Source organism: Allorhizobium sp. GW101-3B10, from assembly GCF_059424725.1.
In genome coordinates this window covers 4,442,237-4,462,509 of sequence record NZ_JBWKZR010000001.1, presented here as the reverse complement: position 1 = coordinate 4,462,509, position 20,273 = coordinate 4,442,237, and the positions used below count along the sequence as shown (strand labels likewise).

Genomic DNA, 20,273 nt, shown 5'->3' with positions numbered 1-20,273 from the left:
GATGCTCAAGTCATGGCCGGCAGGGGGGCAAGGTGTGATCGAACCGCCTCCCGACAGCCGCACCGAACATGCCACGCCAGTTCGCCGAATGCCACGGCCTTGTCCAGGCCAGAGGCATCAGTTCAGTCGGAGAGGACCGGTGATCTCAGCCCGCCTTTTCCTCGGTCAGCAGGCCACTGGTCCTAAGCAGCGAAGCGAAGCGCCCGCCGCTGGCACTCAGCTGGTCGTAGCTGCCCTTTTCGATGATCCGGCCGTGATCGAGGAAGAGCACGATGTCGGCCTCGCGCACGGTCGACAGCCGGTGGGCGATGATGAAGGTGGTGCGGTTCTGGCGCAGCCGGTCGATCGCCGTCTTGACCCGTGCTTCGGTTTCCACGTCGAGCGCGCTGGTCGCCTCGTCGAGCACGAGGATGGGCGCGTTCTTGAGGATGGCGCGGGCGATCGCGATGCGCTGGCGCTCGCCACCCGAGAGCCGGTTGCCCCGCTCGCCGACCATGGTGGTGAAGCCGCTCAACCGGCTTTCGATGAAATCGGTCGCGGCCGCCGCTTCGGCTGCCTTGAGGATCTCTTCCACGGACGCGTCCTCGCGACCGAGCTGGATGTTTTCCTGGATCGAACGGTTGAGCAGGCCGGCGTCCTGGAAGACGGTGGCGATCGAATGGCGCAGCGACTTGCGGGTGACCGTCCGGATGTCCGTACCGTCGATCAGGATCGAGCCCTGCTGCGGCTCGTGCACCCTTTGCAGCAGGTTGATCAGCGTGGTCTTGCCCGCGCCTGTCGGCCCGACGATGGCGATTGTCTGGCCGGCCTTCACCGAAAACGAGACGTCATGCACGCCCTGCGTGGTGTTGGCAAAGTCGAAGGAGACGTTGCGGAATTCGACGTCTCCCCTCACATCCTTCAGCTCGGCGGCACCGATCGGCTCCTCGCGCTCCTGCACGGAGTCCTCGAGATGGTAGAAATCCTCGAGCTTGGAACGGGCTTCGAAGATCTGCGTGGCGAACTGGCGCATCTGGTCGAGGCGGCCGATCAGCAGGCCGGCGAAACCGGTAAAGGCGATGATGTCGCCGACCTTCAGCTCGCCCCTCTGCACCAGGATCGTGCCGATCACCAGGATCACCAGCATGGAGACGGTGGAGGCGATGCGGTTGAGCGCGCTGGCGATCGCCCACCAGTCGAGGACCGGATACTGGGCTGCGAGCAATTGCTGGGCATATTGCTTCAGCGCCCGGGTCTCCGCCTCGATCCGGTTGTAGCTGTGCAGCACAGAGACGTTGCTGATCGAGTCGCTGACATGGGAAAAGACAGTGTGATAGTGGCCTTCCACCGAGGCCTGGCCTTCCTTCGTCCGGTTCATCACCATCTTGCCGATCAGCACGTACAGGACGCTGAGCACGATCAGCACGGAGGACAGACGCCAGTCCATCGAGAATGCGGTCGGGATGAGCAGGGTAAGCGCGACCGCGGTCGCCAGATGGGTCCGCATGAATTCGAGCCAGAGGCCGAACAGGGTCTCGCTTGCCCTAAGCAGGGTGTGCAGCGCATTGGACGTGCCGCGCTGGTGGTGCCAGCTGAGCGGCATCGAAATGATGCGGCCGAAGGCCTCGGTCAGAAGGTCGGCGCGCCGGCCATGCGCCAGCCGGTCGGCCTCGCGAGCGACCAGGACATAGGCGATCGTGTTGAACACGCCGAAGCCACCCCAGGCGATCAGCATGGTCTTCGCGTCGCCCTTTTCCGATATGGCGTCGATGATGCGCCCGAAAAGAATGGGTTCGATGATGGTGATCATCGCCAGCACAATATTGGCGATCACGACCAGCGTTACCCGGAAGCGGTAGGCCGCCAGGTATTTCAGGGCCTTTATGTAGACCTGGAACAAGGACAATTGCGTTTCCTCATCGATCGGCCGGATTGGCCATCGCAGCTTGAAGCGTTTTTCTTATAAACTGGCAAGAGGATATGCCATAGTGTGATCAGGCAGCCGGGATCTGCCGACGGCTCCCCGGGGCGTCCGGTTCGGCGCAACCGATGCGACCCGGCATTCCCGGCAGGTCAGATTTCGTGGCAGTGGCTAGATTTCGGGTGTCGGATTTAAATGCCTCCTAACGATATATGTTAGCTTATGGATGCCTTCCGAACGGATCACACCGATAGAGATCGGGATCGTATGGCTTTTTCGTGGTCTCGCCTGCAGGGCGAAGATGGGGGTAGGTTTGAGCATTAACCAATTGATCCAGTTCCTGGTTGTCGCGGACGAGTGCCGCACGGCCGAGGAAGTCCTCACCGAGTTGGAAACGCTGCTTCGGCACTATCGTTTCGACTACTACGGGATCATCCGTCAGCCGAAACCCAATGAGAACCCGATGGGGCTCGTCTTGACGGGACGCTGGCCGGAGGGCTGGCCCGAGACCTACATCGCCAAGAAATTCGTGCTGATCGATCCCACCATCCGCTATCTCGGACAGGCGCAGAAGGGTTTTCGCTGGAACGAGACGATTACCGCCTTCAAGAGCGATCCGCATCGCAAGCGCATGGAGCGGATGATGATGGAATCGCTCCGCTTCGGTCTGCATGACGGCTATATCTTCCCCGTGCATGGTCGCAACGGCCTGCTCGGCAACATGACGCTCGGCGGTCGGCCCGTCGATCTTTCGCCCGTCGAGATGACCCTTTTCGACGCGGTTGCCAAGAAAGCCTTCTGGCGGCTGCTCGAACTTCGTCGCGAGACCGGGGCGCTGGAGGAGGCGACGCAGGTCGATACGCGCATGACGCGGCGCGAGATGGAGGTCCTGAACTATCTCGCCGACGGCATGACCTCGAACGACATCAGCAAGATCCTGAGGATCTCGAACCACACGGTCGACTGGTATATGAACGGCATCCAGGACAAGCTGAAGGCGAAGAATCGCCAGCATGTGGTGGCGTTGGCCTTCCGGATGGGGCTGATCACGTGAATTTTGGCAGAAATTTGGCATCCATCAATCGGAGAAATTGAACTCTTTGTGACAAAAGGATATGGGGTTCTTCGCAGTGCAGCATTCCATGGCCATCGACTGAGGAGACCGATTTGTCCATTTCAAAGATTCTCGTTGCCAACCGATCCGAAATTGCCATTCGCGTCTTCCGCGCCGCCAACGAACTCGGGCTGAAAACGGTCGCGATCTGGGCCGAGGAGGACAAGCTTTCCCTGCACCGCTTCAAGGCGGACGAAAGCTACCAGGTCGGCCGCGGCCCGCACCTTGCCCGAGAACTCGGGCCGATCGAAAGCTACCTTTCGATCGACGAGGTCATCCGGGTGGCCAAGCTCTCGGGTGCCGATGCGATCCATCCCGGCTACGGCCTTCTTTCCGAGAGCCCGGAATTTGTCGATGCCTGCAACGATGCAGGCATCATCTTCATCGGCCCGCGCCCCGAAACCATGCGCCAGCTCGGCAACAAGGTCGCCGCGCGCAACCTGGCCATTTCGGTCGGTGTTCCTGTGGTGCCGGCCACCAGCCCGCTGCCGGACGACATGGCGGAAGTGGCTCGCATGGCCGAGGAGATCGGCTATCCGGTCATGCTGAAGGCCTCCTGGGGCGGCGGCGGGCGCGGCATGCGCGCCATTCGTGACCCGAAGGATCTCGCCCGCGAAGTAATCGAGGCCAAGCGCGAGGCGATGGCCGCCTTCGGCAAGGACGAGGTCTATCTCGAAAAACTGGTCGAACGTGCCCGCCACGTGGAAAGCCAGATTCTCGGCGACACGCACGGCAATGTCGTGCACCTGTTCGAGCGCGACTGCTCGATCCAGCGCCGCAACCAGAAGGTCGTCGAGCGGGCCCCGGCCCCCTATCTCAGCGACGCGCAGCGCCAGGAACTCGCCGCCTACTCGCTCAAGATCGCCAAGGCGACGAACTATGTCGGCGCCGGTACGGTCGAGTATCTGATGGATGCCGACACCGGCAAATTCTACTTCATCGAGGTCAATCCGCGCATCCAGGTCGAGCATACCGTCACCGAGGTCGTGACCGGCATCGACATCGTCAAGGCACAGATCCACATTCTCGACGGCCATGCCATCGGCACCCCGGAATCGGGCGTGCCCGCCCAGGCCGACATCCGCCTCAACGGCCATGCCCTGCAGTGCCGCATCACCACGGAAGACCCCGAGCAGAACTTCATCCCCGACTATGGCCGTATCACCGCCTATCGCGGGGCGACCGGCTTCGGCATCCGCCTCGACGGCGGCACGGCCTATTCCGGCGCGGTGATCACCCGCTACTACGACCCGCTTCTGGAAAAGGTCACAGCCTGGGCGCCGACGCCGCAGGAAGCGATCCAGCGCATGGACCGGGCGCTTCGCGAATTCCGCATCCGCGGCGTGGCCACCAACCTCACCTTCCTCGAAGCGATCATCAGCCACCCGCAGTTCCGCGACAACAGTTACACGACGCGCTTCATCGATTCGACGCCGGAACTGTTCGCCCAGGTCAAGCGCCAGGACCGCGCCACCAAGCTGCTGACCTACCTGGCCGACGTCACCGTCAACGGCCATCCGGAAGCCAAGGGCCGTCCGCGTCCGCCGGCAGATGCCGCCGAGCCGGTCGTTCCCTTCATCGATTCCGCGATCCCGGACGGCACCAAGCAGTTGCTCGACACGCTGGGCCCGGTCAAGTTCGCCGAATGGATGCGCAGTCAGACCCGCGTGCTGATGACCGACACCACCATGCGCGACGGTCACCAGTCGCTGCTGGCAACCCGCATGCGCACCCACGACATTGCCCGTGCCGCCGGCGCCTATGCCCGGGCGCTGCCGAACCTGCTGTCGCTCGAGTGCTGGGGCGGCGCGACCTTCGACGTGTCCATGCGCTTCCTCACCGAAGATCCGTGGGAGCGCCTGGCGCTGATCCGCGAGGGTGCGCCGAACCTGCTTCTGCAGATGCTGCTGCGCGGCGCCAACGGCGTCGGCTACAAGAACTATTCCGACAATGTCGTGAAATACTTCGTCCGTCAGGCGGCGGCCGGCGGCATCGATCTGTTTCGCGTCTTCGACTGCCTGAACTGGGTCGAGAACATGCGCGTCTCGATGGATGCGGTCGCCGAGGAGAACAAGCTCTGCGAGGCAGCGATCTGCTATACCGGCGACATCCTCAATGCCGCCCGGCCGAAATACGACCTGAAATATTACACGGCGCTCGCCGCCGAACTGGAAAAGGCCGGCGCCCATATCATCGCCGTCAAGGACATGGCAGGCCTGCTGAAGCCGGCGGCGGCCAAGATCCTCTTCAAGGCGCTGCGCGAGGCGACCAGCCTGCCGATCCATTTCCACACGCACGACACCTCGGGCATTTCGGCGGCGACCGTGCTGGCCGCGGTCGATGCGGGCGTCGATGCGGTCGATGCGGCGATGGACAGCCTGTCGGGCAATACCTCGCAGCCGTGCCTCGGTTCGATCGTCGAAGCCCTGCGCGGCTCCGAGCGCGATCCGGGCCTCGATCCGCACTGGATCCGGCGCCTCTCCTTCTACTGGGAAGCCGTGCGCAACCAGTACGCGGCCTTCGAGAGCGATCTGAAGGGCCCGGCCTCGGAAGTCTACCTGCATGAAATGCCGGGTGGTCAGTTCACCAATCTCAAGGAACAGGCCCGCTCGCTCGGTCTCGAAACCCGCTGGCACGAAGTGGCCCAGGCCTATGCCGACGCCAACCAGATGTTCGGCGACATCGTCAAGGTGACGCCCTCGTCCAAGGTGGTCGGCGACATGGCGCTGATGATGGTCAGCCAGGACCTGACCGTCGAGGACGTCGTCGATCCGGCAAAGGAAGTCTCCTTCCCGGAATCGGTCGTCTCCATGTTGCGCGGCGATCTCGGCCAGCCGCCGATCGGCTGGCCGGAAGGCCTGCAGAAGAAGGCCCTGAAGGGTGAGCCCGCCTACACGGTTCGTCCCGGCTCCCTGCTCGAGGACACCGACCTTGATGCCGAACGCAAGGCAATCGAGGAGAAGCTCAACCGGGAAGTCAGCGACTTCGAGCTCGCCTCCTATCTCATGTATCCGAAGGTCTTCACCGACTATGCGCTGGCGGCCGACACCTATGGTCCGGTCTCGGTCCTGCCGACGCCCAACTACTTCTACGGCCTGCCGGCCGGCGAGGAGCTGTTCGTCGACCTGGAAAAGGGCAAGACGCTGGTCGTCGTCAACCAGGCGATGGGCGCCACCGACGACAAGGGCATGGTCACCGTGTTCTTCGAGCTGAACGGCCAGCCGCGCCGCATCAAGGTGCCGGATCGTGCCCATGGGGCGGCGGGCAGCGCCGCGCGCCGCAAGGCCGATCCGTCCAACCCGGCCCATGTCGGCGCGCCGATGCCGGGCGTCATCTCGACCGTGGCGATTTCCGCCGGGCTCGCCGTCAAGGCGGGTGACGTGCTGGTGTCGATCGAGGCGATGAAGATGGAAACGGCGCTCCATGCCGACCGCGACGGCACGATCGCCGAGGTGCTGGTCAAGACCGGCGACCAGATCGACGCCAAGGACCTGCTGGTCGTTTTCGCCGCCTGAGGCGAGACCCTCCGGCTCTAACAAAATAGCCCCGGTCAGCAGCGCACTGACCGGGGCTTTTCATTGCGGGCGTCGACGCAGGTTACTTCGCCGCCAGCCACTTTTCGGCGAGTTCGACCCAGAAGCTGGTGCCGATCGGCAGCAGGTCGTCGTTGAAGTCGTAGCGCGGATGGTGCAGCGGCGGGTCGTTCGGCGTCCGCTGCGTGCCAACGAAGAAATAGCAGCCCGGCCGCTCTTCCAGCATATAGGCGAAATCCTCGCTGCCCATGGTCGGGCGTGCCAGCTCGACGACCTTGTCCGGGCCGGCAAACCGGGTTGCCAGGGTGCGGATGAAGTCGGTCTCTGCCTTGTGGTTGATCGTCGCGTTATAGCCCCGCTGGTAGTCGATGGTGACGCCCATGCCGTAGCTCGCCGCCTGGCCCTCGGCGATCATGCGCACGCGTTCCTCCAGCTGGTCGCGAACCTTCGGATCGAAGGAACGGATGGACAGAAGCATCTCGGCGCGTTCCGGGATGACATTGCTCGCACCCCCGGCATGAAAGGCACCGACGGTGATGACCGTCGGGTCGATGGGGTGGATGTTGCGCGAGACGATGGTCTGCAGCGCCATGATGATCGATGCGCCGCAGACGATCGGATCGGCGGTATCCTGCGGCTCGGCACCATGGCCGCCGCGGCCGTTGACGGTGATCTTGCATTCGTCGACCGCCGCCATGATCGGCCCTTCACGCAGCGCGAACTGGCCGAAGGGGATGGTCGGGTCGTTGTGAAGGGCGAAGACCGCGTCGCACGGGAATTTTTCGAACAGCCCGTCGTCCATCATGATCTTGGCGCCGCCGAAATTCTCCTCGGCCGGCTGGAAGATCAGGTGCACCACACCGTCGAAATTCTTCCGCTCGGCGATGATCTTGGCGGCCCCCAGAAGCATGGCGGTATGACCGTCGTGACCGCAGGCATGCATCATGCCCGGCGTCTTGCTCTGATAGTCGAGCCCGGTTTCCTCGAGGATCGGCAGCGCGTCGAAGTCGGCGCGGATGCCGATGCTCTTCGTGCTGGTGCCGTTGCGAAGCGTGGCGACGACGCCCGTCTTCGCCAGCCCGCGCGTCACTTCATAGCCCAGCGCCTCGAGCTTCTTGGCGACATAGTCCGAGGTGTTGAACTCCGACAGGCCGATCTCGGGATGCTGATGGAGATAGCGGCGGGTCGCCACGACGTCGGCCATGTAGTTGGAAAACTGAATTGTCATCTGAGGCACCAGAGGGGTTGGCTGTGGTTTGGCGGGTTCGGCCGTCGGCGACTGTCCCCGCCGGTTCGTCGTCAACCGGACGCTGGGCTGGCGCGCGACCGGTGAATGGAGCCGGAGTTTTGCACTTGTGCCTCAATTATTCAACCGTATAAACAGGAAGTCGACAACGCCGATTGAACGATCGGTCTGCCTGACCCGGGGAGGAGCGCATGCAGGAATTCGGCCCGCGCGAGAGGAACAGAACGCAGCGCTTGGACGTCGCAGACGTCCCAGGTGTCGCACCATGAGCCGCCGCCCCTTTCACCGCGCCGGAGAGGCCGAACGCCGGCAGGACCTGATCACCGCCACGCTCGACTGCATTTCCGAATATGGCCTGCAGGGCGCAACGGTCCGCCAGATCGCCGCCCGCGCCGGCGTGACCGGCGGCCTGATCCGCCATTATTTCACCGGCAAGGAGCAGATGCTGCAGGTCGCCTATCGCGAGGTCATGATGACGATCGGCACCACGGCGATCAACGCCGCCGAGGCCGCCGGCAGCGATCCACGCAGGCGCCTGCATGATTTTGTCATCGCCAATGTCAGCCCGCCGATCATCGATCCGCGCACGCTCTCGCTCTGGGCCGCCTTCATCAGCCATGTGCGCGTCGATCCGGAATTCGCCCGCATCCATCGGGAGAACTACCTGACCTTCCTCGGCTCGCTCGAGGAACTGTTGACTGCCTTTCTCGCCGCCAATGGCAGGCCGGTCGCGCCGGAGGAATGCCGCAAGCTGGCGATCGCCATCAACGGCCTGATCGACGGACTGTGGCTGGAAGGTTCGCTGGCCGGCGACCTGTTCGACGACCAGGCGCTGCCGCGCATCGCGCTCGAATCGGTGGAGTCCCTGCTCGGGGGCCTGAAACTCACCGGTCCGGACGGACCGAACGACACGAATTGATGGGACACTCCATGCGCTATGCCGCCATTACCGAACGCCTCGCCGATCTGGGATCGGGCAAATGGGCGATCCATCTTGAGGCGCGGCGCAAGGCGGCGGAGGGCATACCGGTTATCGAGCTGACGATCGGCGAACCGGATGTCCGCCCCGACCCGGCTCTGCTCGACGAGTGCGCCCGCGCTATGTATGCCGGCCGCACGCGCTATTCGAACGGCCGCGGCGAGCCGTCCGTGGTCAACGCCCTGGTCGAGAAATACCGCAGGCGCCGGAGCGACGTGACCGCACGAAACGTGCTGTGCTTCCCCGGCACGCAGACCGCCCTCTTCACCGTGATGCTCGGCCTGCTCGACCGCGACGACGAAGTCCTGGTCGGCGATCCCTACTATGCGACCTACGAAGGGGTGATCGCGGCGAGCGGCGCCCGCATGGCGCCTGTTCCGCTGCATCCCGAGAAGAAGTTTCACCTGCAGGCGGAGGATCTCGCCCGCGCCGTGACGCCGCGCTCCCGCGTGGTTCTGCTCAACACGCCGCACAATCCGACGGGTGCAGTGCTCTCCGCCGAGGAGATTGCGGCAATCGGCGAAGTCTGCCGCAACCACGATCTCTGGATCGTCTGCGACGAGGTCTATGAGGAACTGATCTTCGGCAGCCCCTTCGCCTCCCCGTTCGACGATCCGGCCTTGGCCGAGCGCACCATCGTCGTCTCGTCGATTTCGAAATCCCATGCCGCACCCGGCTTTCGCAGCGGCTGGGCGATCGGGCCCGCGGAATTCTGTGATCGCCTGCTGCCCGTCTCCGAAACCATGCTGTTCGGCGTCCAGCCCTTCATCGCAGACATGACGGCGATGGCGCTCACCCAGCCCTTCGACACGGCAACGGTGATGCGCGCCAACTACGAGCGGCGGGCAAGGCTTTTGGCGGACATTCTCGAACGGGAGGGAACGCTGAAGCCGATGATGCCTGAAGGCGGCATGTTCATTGTCGTCGACGTCACCGGCACCGGCCTTGCAGGACAGGATTTCGCTCACCGGCTGCTGGAGCGCAAGCACGTCGCCGTCATGCCCGGCGCCTCCTTCGGCAAGCAGGCCGCCAGTTTCATCCGCGTCTCGCTGACGGTCAACGACGAGCGACTGGCGATCGCCGCCGGGCGCATGGTCGACCTCGCCGCAGAATTGGCCGATCGCCGGCGGAGTCCGCAGCGGGCAGCCGGCTGAGACGTCCGGCGAAGGCCTGATCGGCAGCACCTCAGGGAGACGAAACGTCCACAGGGACCGATCGCCCGTTCCGCGGCATCCCCTCCCGGCAGCATCGGACAACACAGGCTCCGGCAAAGGCCGTCGCGCCCGCCTGAAATCCACGCCCCTTGGCTACTGCTTTGAAATAAGGCATAAAAAAACCAATTTTCCCAGCGAAGCCGTGAACCTATCTCCGCACGGACCGGTTTTTTTGACGCCATCGCCTCGCATTGCCGGCTTTTTGAGTTCAGATGATTGAACGAGAGGCCAAAACCGTGCAATGCGATGCGCCGGGGGATAGCAGTGGGTCAAGACGAACCCTGACGAACGCCCTCTAACGAAAACTCGAGATTATGTTTTTGCCCATGACGCTGCAAGTTCAGTCGCGCGACGTAGAAACCAGACAGATCGATCACAACGATGCGATCCGGGCCTCCTATTTCACCATCGAAGAACTGCGCGAAAGCGCCGAGGCGCTTGCCAGAGATGGGGCAAACGACTTGCCGGGCCTGATGGATTTCGACTTCTTCGCGCGCCATCGTGAGAACGAGCGCGAGATTCTGAGAGTCTATCGGGCGACCGCGACCGACGTAGAGGCCGGTGCGACGATCACGCCCGCCGCCGAATGGCTGCTCGACAATCACTACGTCATCGAAGAAGCGATCCAGGAAGTGCGCCGGGACTTCCCCAAGAAATTCTACCGCCAGCTTCCGACGATGAAGATCGGCAATCGCGAAATCCCCCGGACGATGGCGCTCGCCTGGCTTTATGTGGCCCACACCCACTCGACCGTGTCGATGGAGGCCATGACGGCCCTGGTCGAAGGCTTCCAGAAGCACAAGACCCTCGAGATCGGCGAATTGTGGGCGCTGCCCTCGATCGTGCGTTTCGTGCTGATCGAGAACCTGCGCCGCATTTCCACCCGGGTGGACCGTTCGCGCCGCATGCGCCGCAAGGCGAACGAAGTGGCCGACGAGATCATCCGGCTCAACGACGCGGCAAGCTCGACCGAGCTGCTGAAGCAGATCGAGCCGCTGGCTGACGACAACACCTTCGCCACTCAGTTCCTCTATCGTCTGCGCAACGGCTCGCAGAACACCAGCTTCGCCGTCGCCTGGGTCGAAGAGCGTCTCAAGAAGGCCGGACGCACGGCCGAAGAGGCGATGACGCAGGAGCATAACCGCCTGTCGTCGGGCAATGTGACCACCGGCAACATCGTCAAGAGCCTGCGCGAGATCGACGACAAGGAATGGTCGGTCTGGGTCGAGGACGTCTGTCTGGTCGACAAGGTGCTTGCACAGCACACCGACTATCGCGAGCTCGATTTCGGCTCGCGCAATGCCTATCGCAGCACGATCGAAAAACTGGCGCGCCGTTCGGACAAGTCGGAAATCGAGATCGCCCAGATGGCGATCGACCTGGCCGCCGAAGCGACCCGCGCCGACCGGGCCGTCGGCTCGCTCAATGTCGGCGGCTATCTCGTCGGCGCCCAGCGTCCGCTGCTCGAACGGGCGATCGGCTATCGCGTACCGCTCTGGCGCCGCCTGGCGCTCGCCGTCCAGCGTCTCAACTGGCTGTCGATCGCCGTACCGGTCATCGGCCTGACGCTCGGCGCCATGGCCCTGGTCGGCTATTTCCTGTCGATGGCCGGCATATCGACGCCGCTCATGGTCTTCCTTCTTGTGCTGTTCTCGCTGCCCGCCTCCGAAGGCGCGACCGGGCTCTTCAACACGCTCGTCACCTTCGTCGCCAAGCCGGCGCGGCTCACCGGCTACGAATTCAAGGAAGGCCTGCCGCAGGACGCGCGTACGCTCGTGGTCGTCCCCTGCCTGATCGCCAAACGCGACGACGTCGACGAGCTGGTGCGCAATCTCGAGGTCCACTACCTCACCAACCCGCGCGGCGAGATCTATTTCGCTCTGCTGAGTGACTGGCGCGACAGCCCGGTCGAGGAAACCCCGGCCGATCTCGAAATCCTCGAATATGCCAAGGTCCAGGTCGCCGAACTGGCGGCGCGCTACGCCCATGACGGCAAGACCCGCTTCTTCCTCCTGCACCGTCGCCGGCTCCACAATCCCGCCGAAGGCGCGTGGATGGGCTGGGAGCGCAAACGCGGCAAGCTGCATGAACTGAACCTGCTTCTGCGCGGCGACCGCGACACCTCCTATATGCCGGGCGCCAACATGGTGCCGGAAGGCGTGCAATACGTCATGACGCTCGATGCCGACACGCGCCTGATGCGCGATGCGGTCACCAAGCTGGTCGGCAAGCTCTACCACCCCATCAATCGGCCGGTGCACGATCCGGAAAGCGGCCGCGTCATCAGCGGCTACGGTGTGCTGCAGCCGCGCGTGACGCCCTCGCTCACCACGGGCAAGGACGCCTCGGTCTTCCAGCGCGTCTTTTCGATGAACCGGGGCCTCGACCCTTACGTCTTCACCGTTTCCGACGTCTATCAGGACATCACCGGCGAAGGCACATTCACCGGCAAAGGCCTCTATCATGTCGACGCCTTCGAGACGGCGCTGAAGGGCCGCATCGACGAGAACACGGTGCTTAGCCACGACCTGCTCGAAGGCTCGATGGCGCGCTGCGCCCTTGTCACCGACGTCGAGCTGGTCGAGGATTTCCCGACCCGCTACGAAGTCGAAATCTCCCGCCAGCATCGCTGGGCCCGCGGCGACTGGCAGCTTCTGCCTTACATTTTCGATCCGGCCCGCGGCATCACCGCGCTCGGCCGCTGGAAGATGGTCGACAACCTGCGTCGCTCGCTGACCCCGATGGCCTGGTTCCTCGCTTCCGTGCTCGGCTGGCTCGCCATGGATCCGGTCGGCGCTTTCCTTTGGCAGCTGCTGCTGATCTTCTGCCTGTTCGTCGCCCCGACGCTGTCGCTGCTGTCAGGCCTCGTGCCGCGCCAGAGCGACATCGTGCCCGCCGCGCATTTCCAGTCGCTGTGGTCCGAGCTGCGCTCGTCGAATGCCCAGGTCGCGCTGCGCATCGTCTTCATCGCCGACATGGCCTACATGATGGCCGACGCGATCATCCGCTCGCTCTATCGCCTGACGGTCAGCCGCAAGCTGCTGCTCGAGTGGCGCACCGCCGCCAGCATCCAGTCCTCCGCCCAGGGCAACATCTCCTCCTACTACCGCAGCATGCTGCACGCCCCGGTCCTCGCCGTCCTGGCCCTGGCGGTCGCCGCCCTTCCCGGCGGCTACGGCTACCTGATCGGGCTTCCCTTCGCCATCATGTGGGTCCTGTCGCCGCTCGTCGCCTGGTATGTCAGCCAGTCCGCCGAGACCGAGGACAGCCTCTTCGTGCCGGAGGAAGCGACCGTCGAGCTGCGCAAGATCGCGCGGCGCACCTGGCGCTTCTACGAAACCTTCGTCACCGCCGGCGACAACTACCTGCCGCCGGACAATTTCCAGGAACGGCCGGAGCCGGTCGTCGCCCACCGGACTTCGCCGACCAATATCGGCGTCTACCTCCTTTCCGTCGTCTCGGCCCGCCACTTCGGCTGGATCAGCTTCGAGCAGACGATCGAGCGGCTCGAGCAGACGATCTCGACGGTCGAACGGATGGATAAGTACCGAGGCCATCTCTACAACTGGTACTACACGGACACGCTGAACACGCTCGGCCCGCGCTACATCTCCGCGGTCGACAGCGGCAACCTTGCCGGCCACCTGATCGCCATCTCCTCGGCCTGCCGCGAATGGGCGGAGGCGCCCTCGGCCCACATGCAGGGCAATCTCGACGGCATCGGCGATGTCGGCGGCATCCTGCTGGAAGTCCTCAAGACCCTGCCGGACGATCGCAAGACGGTCAGGCCGCTGCGTCGCCGCCTGGAGGAGCGGATCATCGGCTTCAACACAGCGCTTGCCGCCGTCAAGCGCGAGCACGAATTCGCCTCGATCCGCATCATCAATCTCGGCGTGCTGGCGCGCGACATCCAGAAGCTTGCCGCCAACCTGCACCATGAAGTCCGCTCCGAGCAGAGTGGCGAAGTCACTCGCTGGACCGAATCGCTGGTCGGCGTCTGCGAGGCACACATCGCCGACACCGCCTTCGACCTGTCGAACATCGATCCGCTGCGCCAGCGGCTGGCGCTCCTGCGCGACCGCGCCCGCGACATCGCCTTCTCTATGGATTTTACCTTCCTCTTCCGTCCCGAGCGTCGCCTTCTGTCGATCGGCTATCGCGTCGAGAGCCGCGAACTGGACGAAGCCTGCTACGACCTGTTGGCCTCGGAATGCCGGCTCACCAGCCTGTTCGCCATTGCCAAGGGCGACCTTCCGACCGAGCACTGGTATCGCCTCGGCCGCCAGGTCGTGCCGATCGGCGCCCGGGCGGCGCTGATCTCCTGGTCCGGCTCGATGTTCGAATATCTGATGCCGCCGCTCGTCATGCAGGAGCGCCAGGGCGGCATCCTCAACCAGACGAACAATCTCGTCGTTCAGGAACAGATCAATCACGGCAAGCGGCTCGGAATTCCGTGGGGGATTTCGGAAGCCGCCTTCAATGCCCGCGACCATGAGCTGACCTACCAGTATACCAATTTCGGCGTGCCGACGCTGGGGCTCAAGCGAGGCCTCGGGCAGAATGCGGTCATCGCGCCCTATGCCTCGATCCTCGCCAGCCAGTACTTCCCCGAAGCGGCGCTGGAAAACCTGGAGCGCCTGCGCAAGCTGGGCGCGCTCGGTGCCTACGGCTTCCACGACGCTGTGGACTTCACCCCGACCCGTCTTCCCGAAGGCAAGTCCTGCGCCGTGGTCTACAACTACTATGCACACCATCACGGCATGTCGATCGCGGCCATCGCCAACGTCGCCTTCAACGGCCGCCTGCGCGAGCTCTTCCACGCCGATCCGGTGATCGAGGCGGCCGAACTGCTGCTGCAGGAAAAGGCGCCGCGCGAAATCCCGGTGATGAGCGCCAAGTACGAGCCGCAGACGCCCGGCAAGGGCCAGGCCGACTTGCTGCGCCCGGAAGTCCGCACCGTCACCGATCCGGCGACCAAGGACCGCGCGCTGGCCTTCCTGTCGAACGGCCACTACTCGGTCATGCTGACGGCGACGGGGTCTGGCTATTCCCGCTGGAACGGCCAGTCCGTCTCGCGCTGGACGGCCGATCCGACCGAGGACCGCTCCGGGACCTTCATCTTCCTGCGCGATACGGCAAGCGGCCAGTGGTGGTCGGCGACCGCCTCGCCGCGCCGGGCCGAAGACGAGAAGTCCAAGGTCATCTTCGGCGACGACAAGGCGGAATTCTTCAAGACGGTCGGCGACATCTCGACCCAGGTCGAGTGCATCGTCGCCACCGAGCATGATGCCGAAGGCCGGCGCCTGACGATTCTCAACACCGGCAGCGAAGACCGCTTCATCGAGGTGACGTCCTATCTCGAACCGGTCATCGCCCAGGACGACGCCGACAATGCCCATCCGCTGTTCTCGCGGATGTTCATCAAGACCGAGTTCGGCCGCCGCCGCGACGTCATCCGCGCCGAGCGCAACAAGCGCAGCCCCGGTGATGCCGACATGTGCGTGGCGCATCTGGTGGTCGACGGCACCGGCCCCGGCCGACCCACCGAATTCGAAACCGATCGCCGGCGCTTCCTCGGTCGCGGCCGCTGCCTCGCCGAAGCTGCAGCCTTCGACCCGGGCGCCACGCTGTCGGGCACGGAGGGCTTCACCCTCGATCCGGTGCTGAGCCTGCGCCGCGTGGTGCGGGTTCCGTCAGGCAAGAAGGTCAGCGTCATTTTCTGGACGATCGCCGCGCCCAACCGCGAGAAGATCGACCAGGCGATCGAACGTTATCGCCATCCCGATTCCTTCAGCCACGAGCTCATCCACGCCTGGACCCGCGCCCAGGTGGAGCTGCGCCATATCGGCATCACCTCGCAGCAGGCCGCCGCCTTCCAGCATCTCGGCCGCTACCTCGTCTATCCGGACAACCATCTGCGGGCCGATCCGGAAACCGTGCGCAACGGCCTAGCCACCCAGTCGGCCCTCTGGCCGCTGGCGATTTCCGGCGACTATCCGATCTTCGCGCTGCGCATCAACGACGACATGGACATGGAGATCGCCCGCGAAGCGATGAGCGCGCTCGAATACCTGCGCCGTCGCGGCATCGTCGCCGATCTGGCGATCGTCAACGAACGCGCCACGTCCTACGCGCAGGACATGCAGCACGCCCTCGACCAGCTGGCCGACAATTTGAGGCATCGCCTGCCCGACGGCAGCGGCGGCAAGCCGCATGTCTTCGTCGTGCGCCACGATCTGATGGACGAGAGCGCCTCGCAGGCCCTGATCGCCGCAGCCCGCGTCGTGCTGCACGCCAGGAACGGAAAGATCGTCGACCAGATCAACCGTGCGGTCTCGCTGTTTGCCAGCCCGCGCAGCCCCGACGGCGCGGAGATGGAATGGCCGGGCCTGCTGCCCGCCACACCGGCCGCTTCGGCTGCGGTCGTGCCGGCAAGCGACGGCAAGGGCCTCGAATTCTGGAACGGTTTCGGCGGCTTTGCCGAGGACGGCAAGGAATATGTCATCCGCCTCGGGGCCCACCAGTCGACGCCCCAGCCGTGGATCAACGTCATCGCCAACGAGCAGTTCGGCTTCCATGTGTCCGCCGAAGGTGCTGGCTTCACCTGGAGCGCCAATTCGCGCGACCACCAGTTGACGCCATGGACCAACGACCCGGTCGTCAATCGTCCGGGCGAGGCCTTCTACGTCGCCGATCTCGAGAGCGGTCGGACCTTCGTTCCGTTCAGCGCGCTCAATCTCAATGATGGAGCGGAATTCGAAACCCGCCATGGCCTCGGCTATGCGGTGTTCTCCAGCCGCCATGACGGGCTTGACCTCGAACTGACCCAGACCGTCGACCGCAACCGTCCTGCCAAGCTGTCTCGCCTCGTCCTGCGCAACAGGGGCCGGGAAGCGCGCAGCTTCCGCGTCTACGGCTATGCGGAGTGGGTTCTGGGCAACAATGCGCAGAAGAGCGCGCCCTTCGTGCTGTCGTCCTTCGACGAAGCCACCGGCGCGCTGTTCGCCACCAACCCCTATGACATCAATTATCCGGGTCGTACGGCCTTCCTCGCCGGCCTCGACAAGCCGCTCGGCTATACCGCCAGCCGGCGCGAGTTCATCGGCCGGCATGGATCGATCCGCATGCCGCAGGCGCTGGCCCGCCAGTCCCACCTGTCCGGCTCCGCCGATACCGAGAGCGATCCCTGCGCGGCCCTCGCCTTCGACATCGAGGTTCCGGCAGGCGCCGAACGAGACATTACCTTCCTGCTCGGCGAGACCGACACCGAGGACGCCGCCCGCGACCTGATCGGGACGCTGCGCAAGGAAAGCTTCGAGGCCATCCTCACGGCCAGCAGGGCCTTCTGGACCGGCTTCACCGGCCAGCTGCAGGTCAAGACCCCCGACGCCGCCTTCGACACGCTCGTCAACCGGTGGCTGCCCTACCAGGCACTTGCCTGCCGCATCTTCGCGCGGGCCGGCTTCTACCAGGCCAGCGGCGCCTATGGCTTCCGCGACCAACTGCAGGATACGCTCGCCTTCTTGCTGTACGAACCGAGCCTGGCACGGCGCCAGATCCTCAACGCTGCGTCGCGCCAGTTCGTCGAAGGCGACGTGCAGCATTGGTGGCTTCCCAATACCGGCGCCGGTGTGCGCACCCGCATATCGGACGACGTCGTATGGCTGGCCCATGCGGTCGACCAGTACGTGACGGCCACCGGCGACAAGACCTTCCTGGACGAAAACCTCGCCTTCATCGAAGGGCCGCAACTGGCCGAGGGTCAGCACGACAGCTTCTTCCAGCCGACGACGTCAGACGAGGTGGCAAGCCTCTATGAGCACGCCGCGCGCGCGCTGGATCTTGCCGTCGCCCGAACCGGAGTTCACGGCCTGCCGCTCATCCTCGGTGGCGACTGGAACGACGGGATGAACCGCGTCGGCGAAAAGGGCGAAGGCGAGAGCGTCTGGCTCGGTTGGTTCCTCGCCGCGACGCTCAAGTCCTTCATCGGCCACGCAGAGGCCCGAGGCGACGAGGCACGGATCACCCGCTGGACGACGCATCTTGCCACTCTGCGGCAGGCGCTGGAGACCGCAGCCTGGGACGGCGATTACTATCGCCGGGGTTATTTCGACGACGGCACGCCGCTCGGCTCCGCCCAGTCGGAAGAATGCCGGATCGATTCGATCGCCCAGTCCTGGAGCGTCCTGTCGGGCGAAGGCACGCCGCAGCAGAGCGCAAAGGCGCTCGATGCCGCCCTTGCCGAACTCATCGACCAGGAGGCCGGCATCATCCGGCTCTTCACGCCACCGTTCGAAAAGACCAAGCTCGATCCCGGCTATATCAAGGCCTATCCGCCGGGCGTGCGCGAGAATGGCGGGCAGTACACCCATGCCGCCATCTGGCTCGGCATGGCGCTCGCCAAGGCCGGCAGACCGGCCGATGCCTGGCGCTGCTTCGAGATGCTGAACCCGGTCAACCACGCGCTCGATGCCGATGCAGCGGAACGCTACCGCGTCGAGCCCTACGTCGTCGCGGCCGACATCTATGGCGGCGAGGCCTATCTCGGACGCGGGGGCTGGACCTGGTATACCGGATCGGCCGGCTGGCTCTACCGCTTCGCGGTCGAAGGCCTGCTCGGCGTTGCCCGCAAGGGCGATCGCTTGCTCGTCCAGCCCGTGCTGCCGCCGGAATGGAACGCCTTCACGGCCGACCTGACGATCGACGGCAAGACCCTCGCCATCGCCGTCGAACGCCTTGCCGGTGACGCCGGCTACGGCGTGACGGTCAATGGCCAGAAGATCGCCGACCCCGAGGCCGGATACGTGCTCGCTGCAGCCCGATAGGGCTGCGGCAGCTAGGCGATTGGCGATCAGTCACTCGAGACCTTGATGCAACGAAAAAGCCTCCGGTCATTTCTGACCGGAGGCTTTTTAACGAAGGAACGATACGGCGCCGAAGAAAGCCTTACGCGGCTTCTTCCTGTGCGTCGTCCTCTTCAACACCCTTGCCGCGCTTCGGGCCCTTGGCAAGATTGACCTCGACGAGGCGGACGGCCTCGGTTTCGGACATCTTGTTCACGGCGGCGATCTCGCGAGCCATACGGTCGAGGGCAGCTTCATAGAGCTGGCGCTCGGAATAGGACTGCTCCGGCTGATTCTCGGCACGATAGAGATCGCGGACCACTTCGGCGATCGAAATCAGATCACCGGAATTGATCTTGGCATCATATTCCTGGGCACGCCGCGACCACATGGTGCGCTTGACGCGGGCCTTCCCCTGAACGACCTTCAGAGCGCGCTCGACGAAATCGGTCTCGGAAAGCTTGCGCATGCCGATGCTCACGGCCTTGCCGACCGGAACCTTGAGACGCATCTTGTCCTTCTCGAAGTCGATCACGAAAAGCTCGAGCTTCATGCCGGCGACTTCTTGCTCTTCGATGGCGGTGATGATACCGACACCATGTGCCGGGTAGACGATCGATTCGCCGGTCTTGAAGCCTTGGCGCGTCGAAGATTTTTTCTGCTGGGTCGTCATTCGTTTCAAAAACTCCCTGTTATGCTCCCGGCGATCAAGCCGGTGCCGGGTCGGTCAGGCCCGGATGAGACGGGGGAAACCGTCGGGTCACTCCATCCTGATCCAGGCCGCCACGTAAACATCCCTATCGTCGCAACAGCAAAACGACCGCACAGGTCGCGAGTGTCACGGTAACCGCGTTGGACGATGAGTTTGCTTTCGTGATGGTTCAGGGCATACCAATGCCGCTAAGTGGAACAGTTTTATCATGCTACCACAAAAATATGAGGAAATCAATATTTTACTGCTGCGCCGCCACAATGCGGCCAATCGCGCCCCGGTCGGGCGCGTTTCCTGCCGGCCTTGTGGCCATCCTCATTCGCGCTTGGCGAAAAGCCCGCGGCGCTGATCAGTCGCCGCTGCCGGGCTTCGTCGAAAAGTACTTGTCGAACTTGCCCGGAACGCCGTCCATTTCCTTGGCTTCCGGCAAGGGATCGCGCTTGACGGTGATGTTGGGCCAGATCTTGGCATATTCGGTATTGATCTGCAGCCATTTGTCGAGACCCGGCTCGGTATCCGGCTTGATCGCCTCGGCCGGGCATTCCGGCTCGCAGACGCCACAGTCGATGCACTCGTCCGGATGGATGACGAGGAAATTTTCACCTTCGTAGAAACAGTCGACCGGGCAGACTTCGACGCAATCGGTATATTTGCAGCGGATACAGTTATCTGTGACTATATAAGTCATGCGGCACTCCAGGGTCTCGTTTCTGCGCAGGTCACGTTCTGGTC

Annotated in this window: 9 protein-coding genes; 5 read left to right on the top strand and 4 right to left on the bottom strand. The window is 64.0% G+C overall.

Translation table 11 applies throughout. The annotated features are described in order from the left end of the window. Positions 1 to 145 precede the first annotated feature (145 nt). On the bottom strand, positions 146 to 1,885 hold the full coding sequence (locus AC07Y0_RS21815) for a glucan ABC transporter ATP-binding protein/ permease (protein WP_498679727.1): 1,740 nt from the start codon (positions 1,883 to 1,885) through the stop codon (positions 146 to 148). A 328-nt stretch (positions 1,886 to 2,213) separates the two neighbouring features. Between AC07Y0_RS21815 and AC07Y0_RS21810 the strand changes: the two genes are divergently transcribed. Continuing rightward, the gene (locus AC07Y0_RS21810) at positions 2,214 to 2,954 is read left to right on the top strand and encodes a LuxR family transcriptional regulator (protein ID WP_498679726.1); all 741 of its coding nucleotides are present in this window, start codon (positions 2,214 to 2,216) and stop codon (positions 2,952 to 2,954) included. A 113-nt stretch (positions 2,955 to 3,067) separates the two neighbouring features. Next, positions 3,068 to 6,529 (top strand): pyruvate carboxylase, encoded by a 3,462-nt coding sequence (gene pyc, locus AC07Y0_RS21805; protein ID WP_498679725.1) that lies wholly within the window; start codon positions 3,068 to 3,070, stop codon positions 6,527 to 6,529. A gap of 82 nt (positions 6,530 to 6,611) precedes the next feature. Here the strand turns inward: pyc and AC07Y0_RS21800 are convergent, their stop codons facing one another. Then, on the bottom strand, positions 6,612 to 7,775 hold the full coding sequence (locus AC07Y0_RS21800) for a M20 aminoacylase family protein (RefSeq protein ID WP_498679724.1): 1,164 nt from the start codon (positions 7,773 to 7,775) through the stop codon (positions 6,612 to 6,614). 283 nt (positions 7,776 to 8,058) lie between these two features. On the opposite strand from AC07Y0_RS21800, the gene AC07Y0_RS21795 reads away from it, so the two are divergent. The 3 genes from AC07Y0_RS21795 (at position 8,059) to AC07Y0_RS21785 (ending at position 18,811) form a co-directional block, all read left to right on the top strand. Continuing rightward, positions 8,059 to 8,712 carry a TetR family transcriptional regulator C-terminal domain-containing protein gene (locus tag AC07Y0_RS21795; RefSeq protein WP_498679723.1) on the top strand — a complete coding sequence of 218 codons (654 nt, stop codon included), beginning with the start codon at positions 8,059 to 8,061 and terminating at the stop codon, positions 8,710 to 8,712. Between the two features lie 11 nt (positions 8,713 to 8,723). After that, complete coding sequence (locus tag AC07Y0_RS21790; RefSeq protein WP_498679722.1) at positions 8,724 to 9,926, top strand: pyridoxal phosphate-dependent aminotransferase; 1,203 nt, start codon at positions 8,724 to 8,726, stop codon at positions 9,924 to 9,926. Between the two features lie 374 nt (positions 9,927 to 10,300). Continuing rightward, positions 10,301 to 18,811, top strand: a complete 8,511-nt coding sequence (locus AC07Y0_RS21785) for a glycoside hydrolase family 94 protein (RefSeq protein WP_498679721.1) — start codon at positions 10,301 to 10,303, stop codon at positions 18,809 to 18,811. A 121-nt stretch (positions 18,812 to 18,932) separates the two neighbouring features. Here AC07Y0_RS21785 and AC07Y0_RS21780 read toward each other — a convergent pair whose 3' ends face one another. Together AC07Y0_RS21780 and fdxA are read right to left on the bottom strand one after the other, a co-directional pair. Then, positions 18,933 to 19,502 (bottom strand): CarD family transcriptional regulator, encoded by a 570-nt coding sequence (locus AC07Y0_RS21780; protein WP_028737185.1) that lies wholly within the window; start codon positions 19,500 to 19,502, stop codon positions 18,933 to 18,935. A 388-nt stretch (positions 19,503 to 19,890) separates the two neighbouring features. Continuing rightward, on the bottom strand, positions 19,891 to 20,229 hold the full coding sequence (gene fdxA / locus AC07Y0_RS21775; RefSeq protein WP_498679720.1) for a ferredoxin FdxA: 339 nt from the start codon (positions 20,227 to 20,229) through the stop codon (positions 19,891 to 19,893). Positions 20,230 to 20,273: the final 44 nt, after the last annotated feature.

Coding starts and splice junctions, on each gene's coding strand:
- AC07Y0_RS21800 (WP_498679724.1), bottom strand. CDS start 7,775: ATGACAATTCAGTTTTCCAACTACATGGCCGACGTCGTGGCGACCCGC.
- AC07Y0_RS21785 (WP_498679721.1), top strand. CDS start 10,301: ATGTTTTTGCCCATGACGCTGCAAGTTCAGTCGCGCGACGTAGAAACC.
- AC07Y0_RS21790 (WP_498679722.1), top strand. CDS start 8,724: ATGCGCTATGCCGCCATTACCGAACGCCTCGCCGATCTGGGATCGGGC.
- AC07Y0_RS21780 (WP_028737185.1), bottom strand. CDS start 19,502: ATGACGACCCAGCAGAAAAAATCTTCGACGCGCCAAGGCTTCAAGACC.
- fdxA (WP_498679720.1), bottom strand. CDS start 20,229: ATGACTTATATAGTCACAGATAACTGTATCCGCTGCAAATATACCGAT.
- AC07Y0_RS21795 (WP_498679723.1), top strand. CDS start 8,059: ATGAGCCGCCGCCCCTTTCACCGCGCCGGAGAGGCCGAACGCCGGCAG.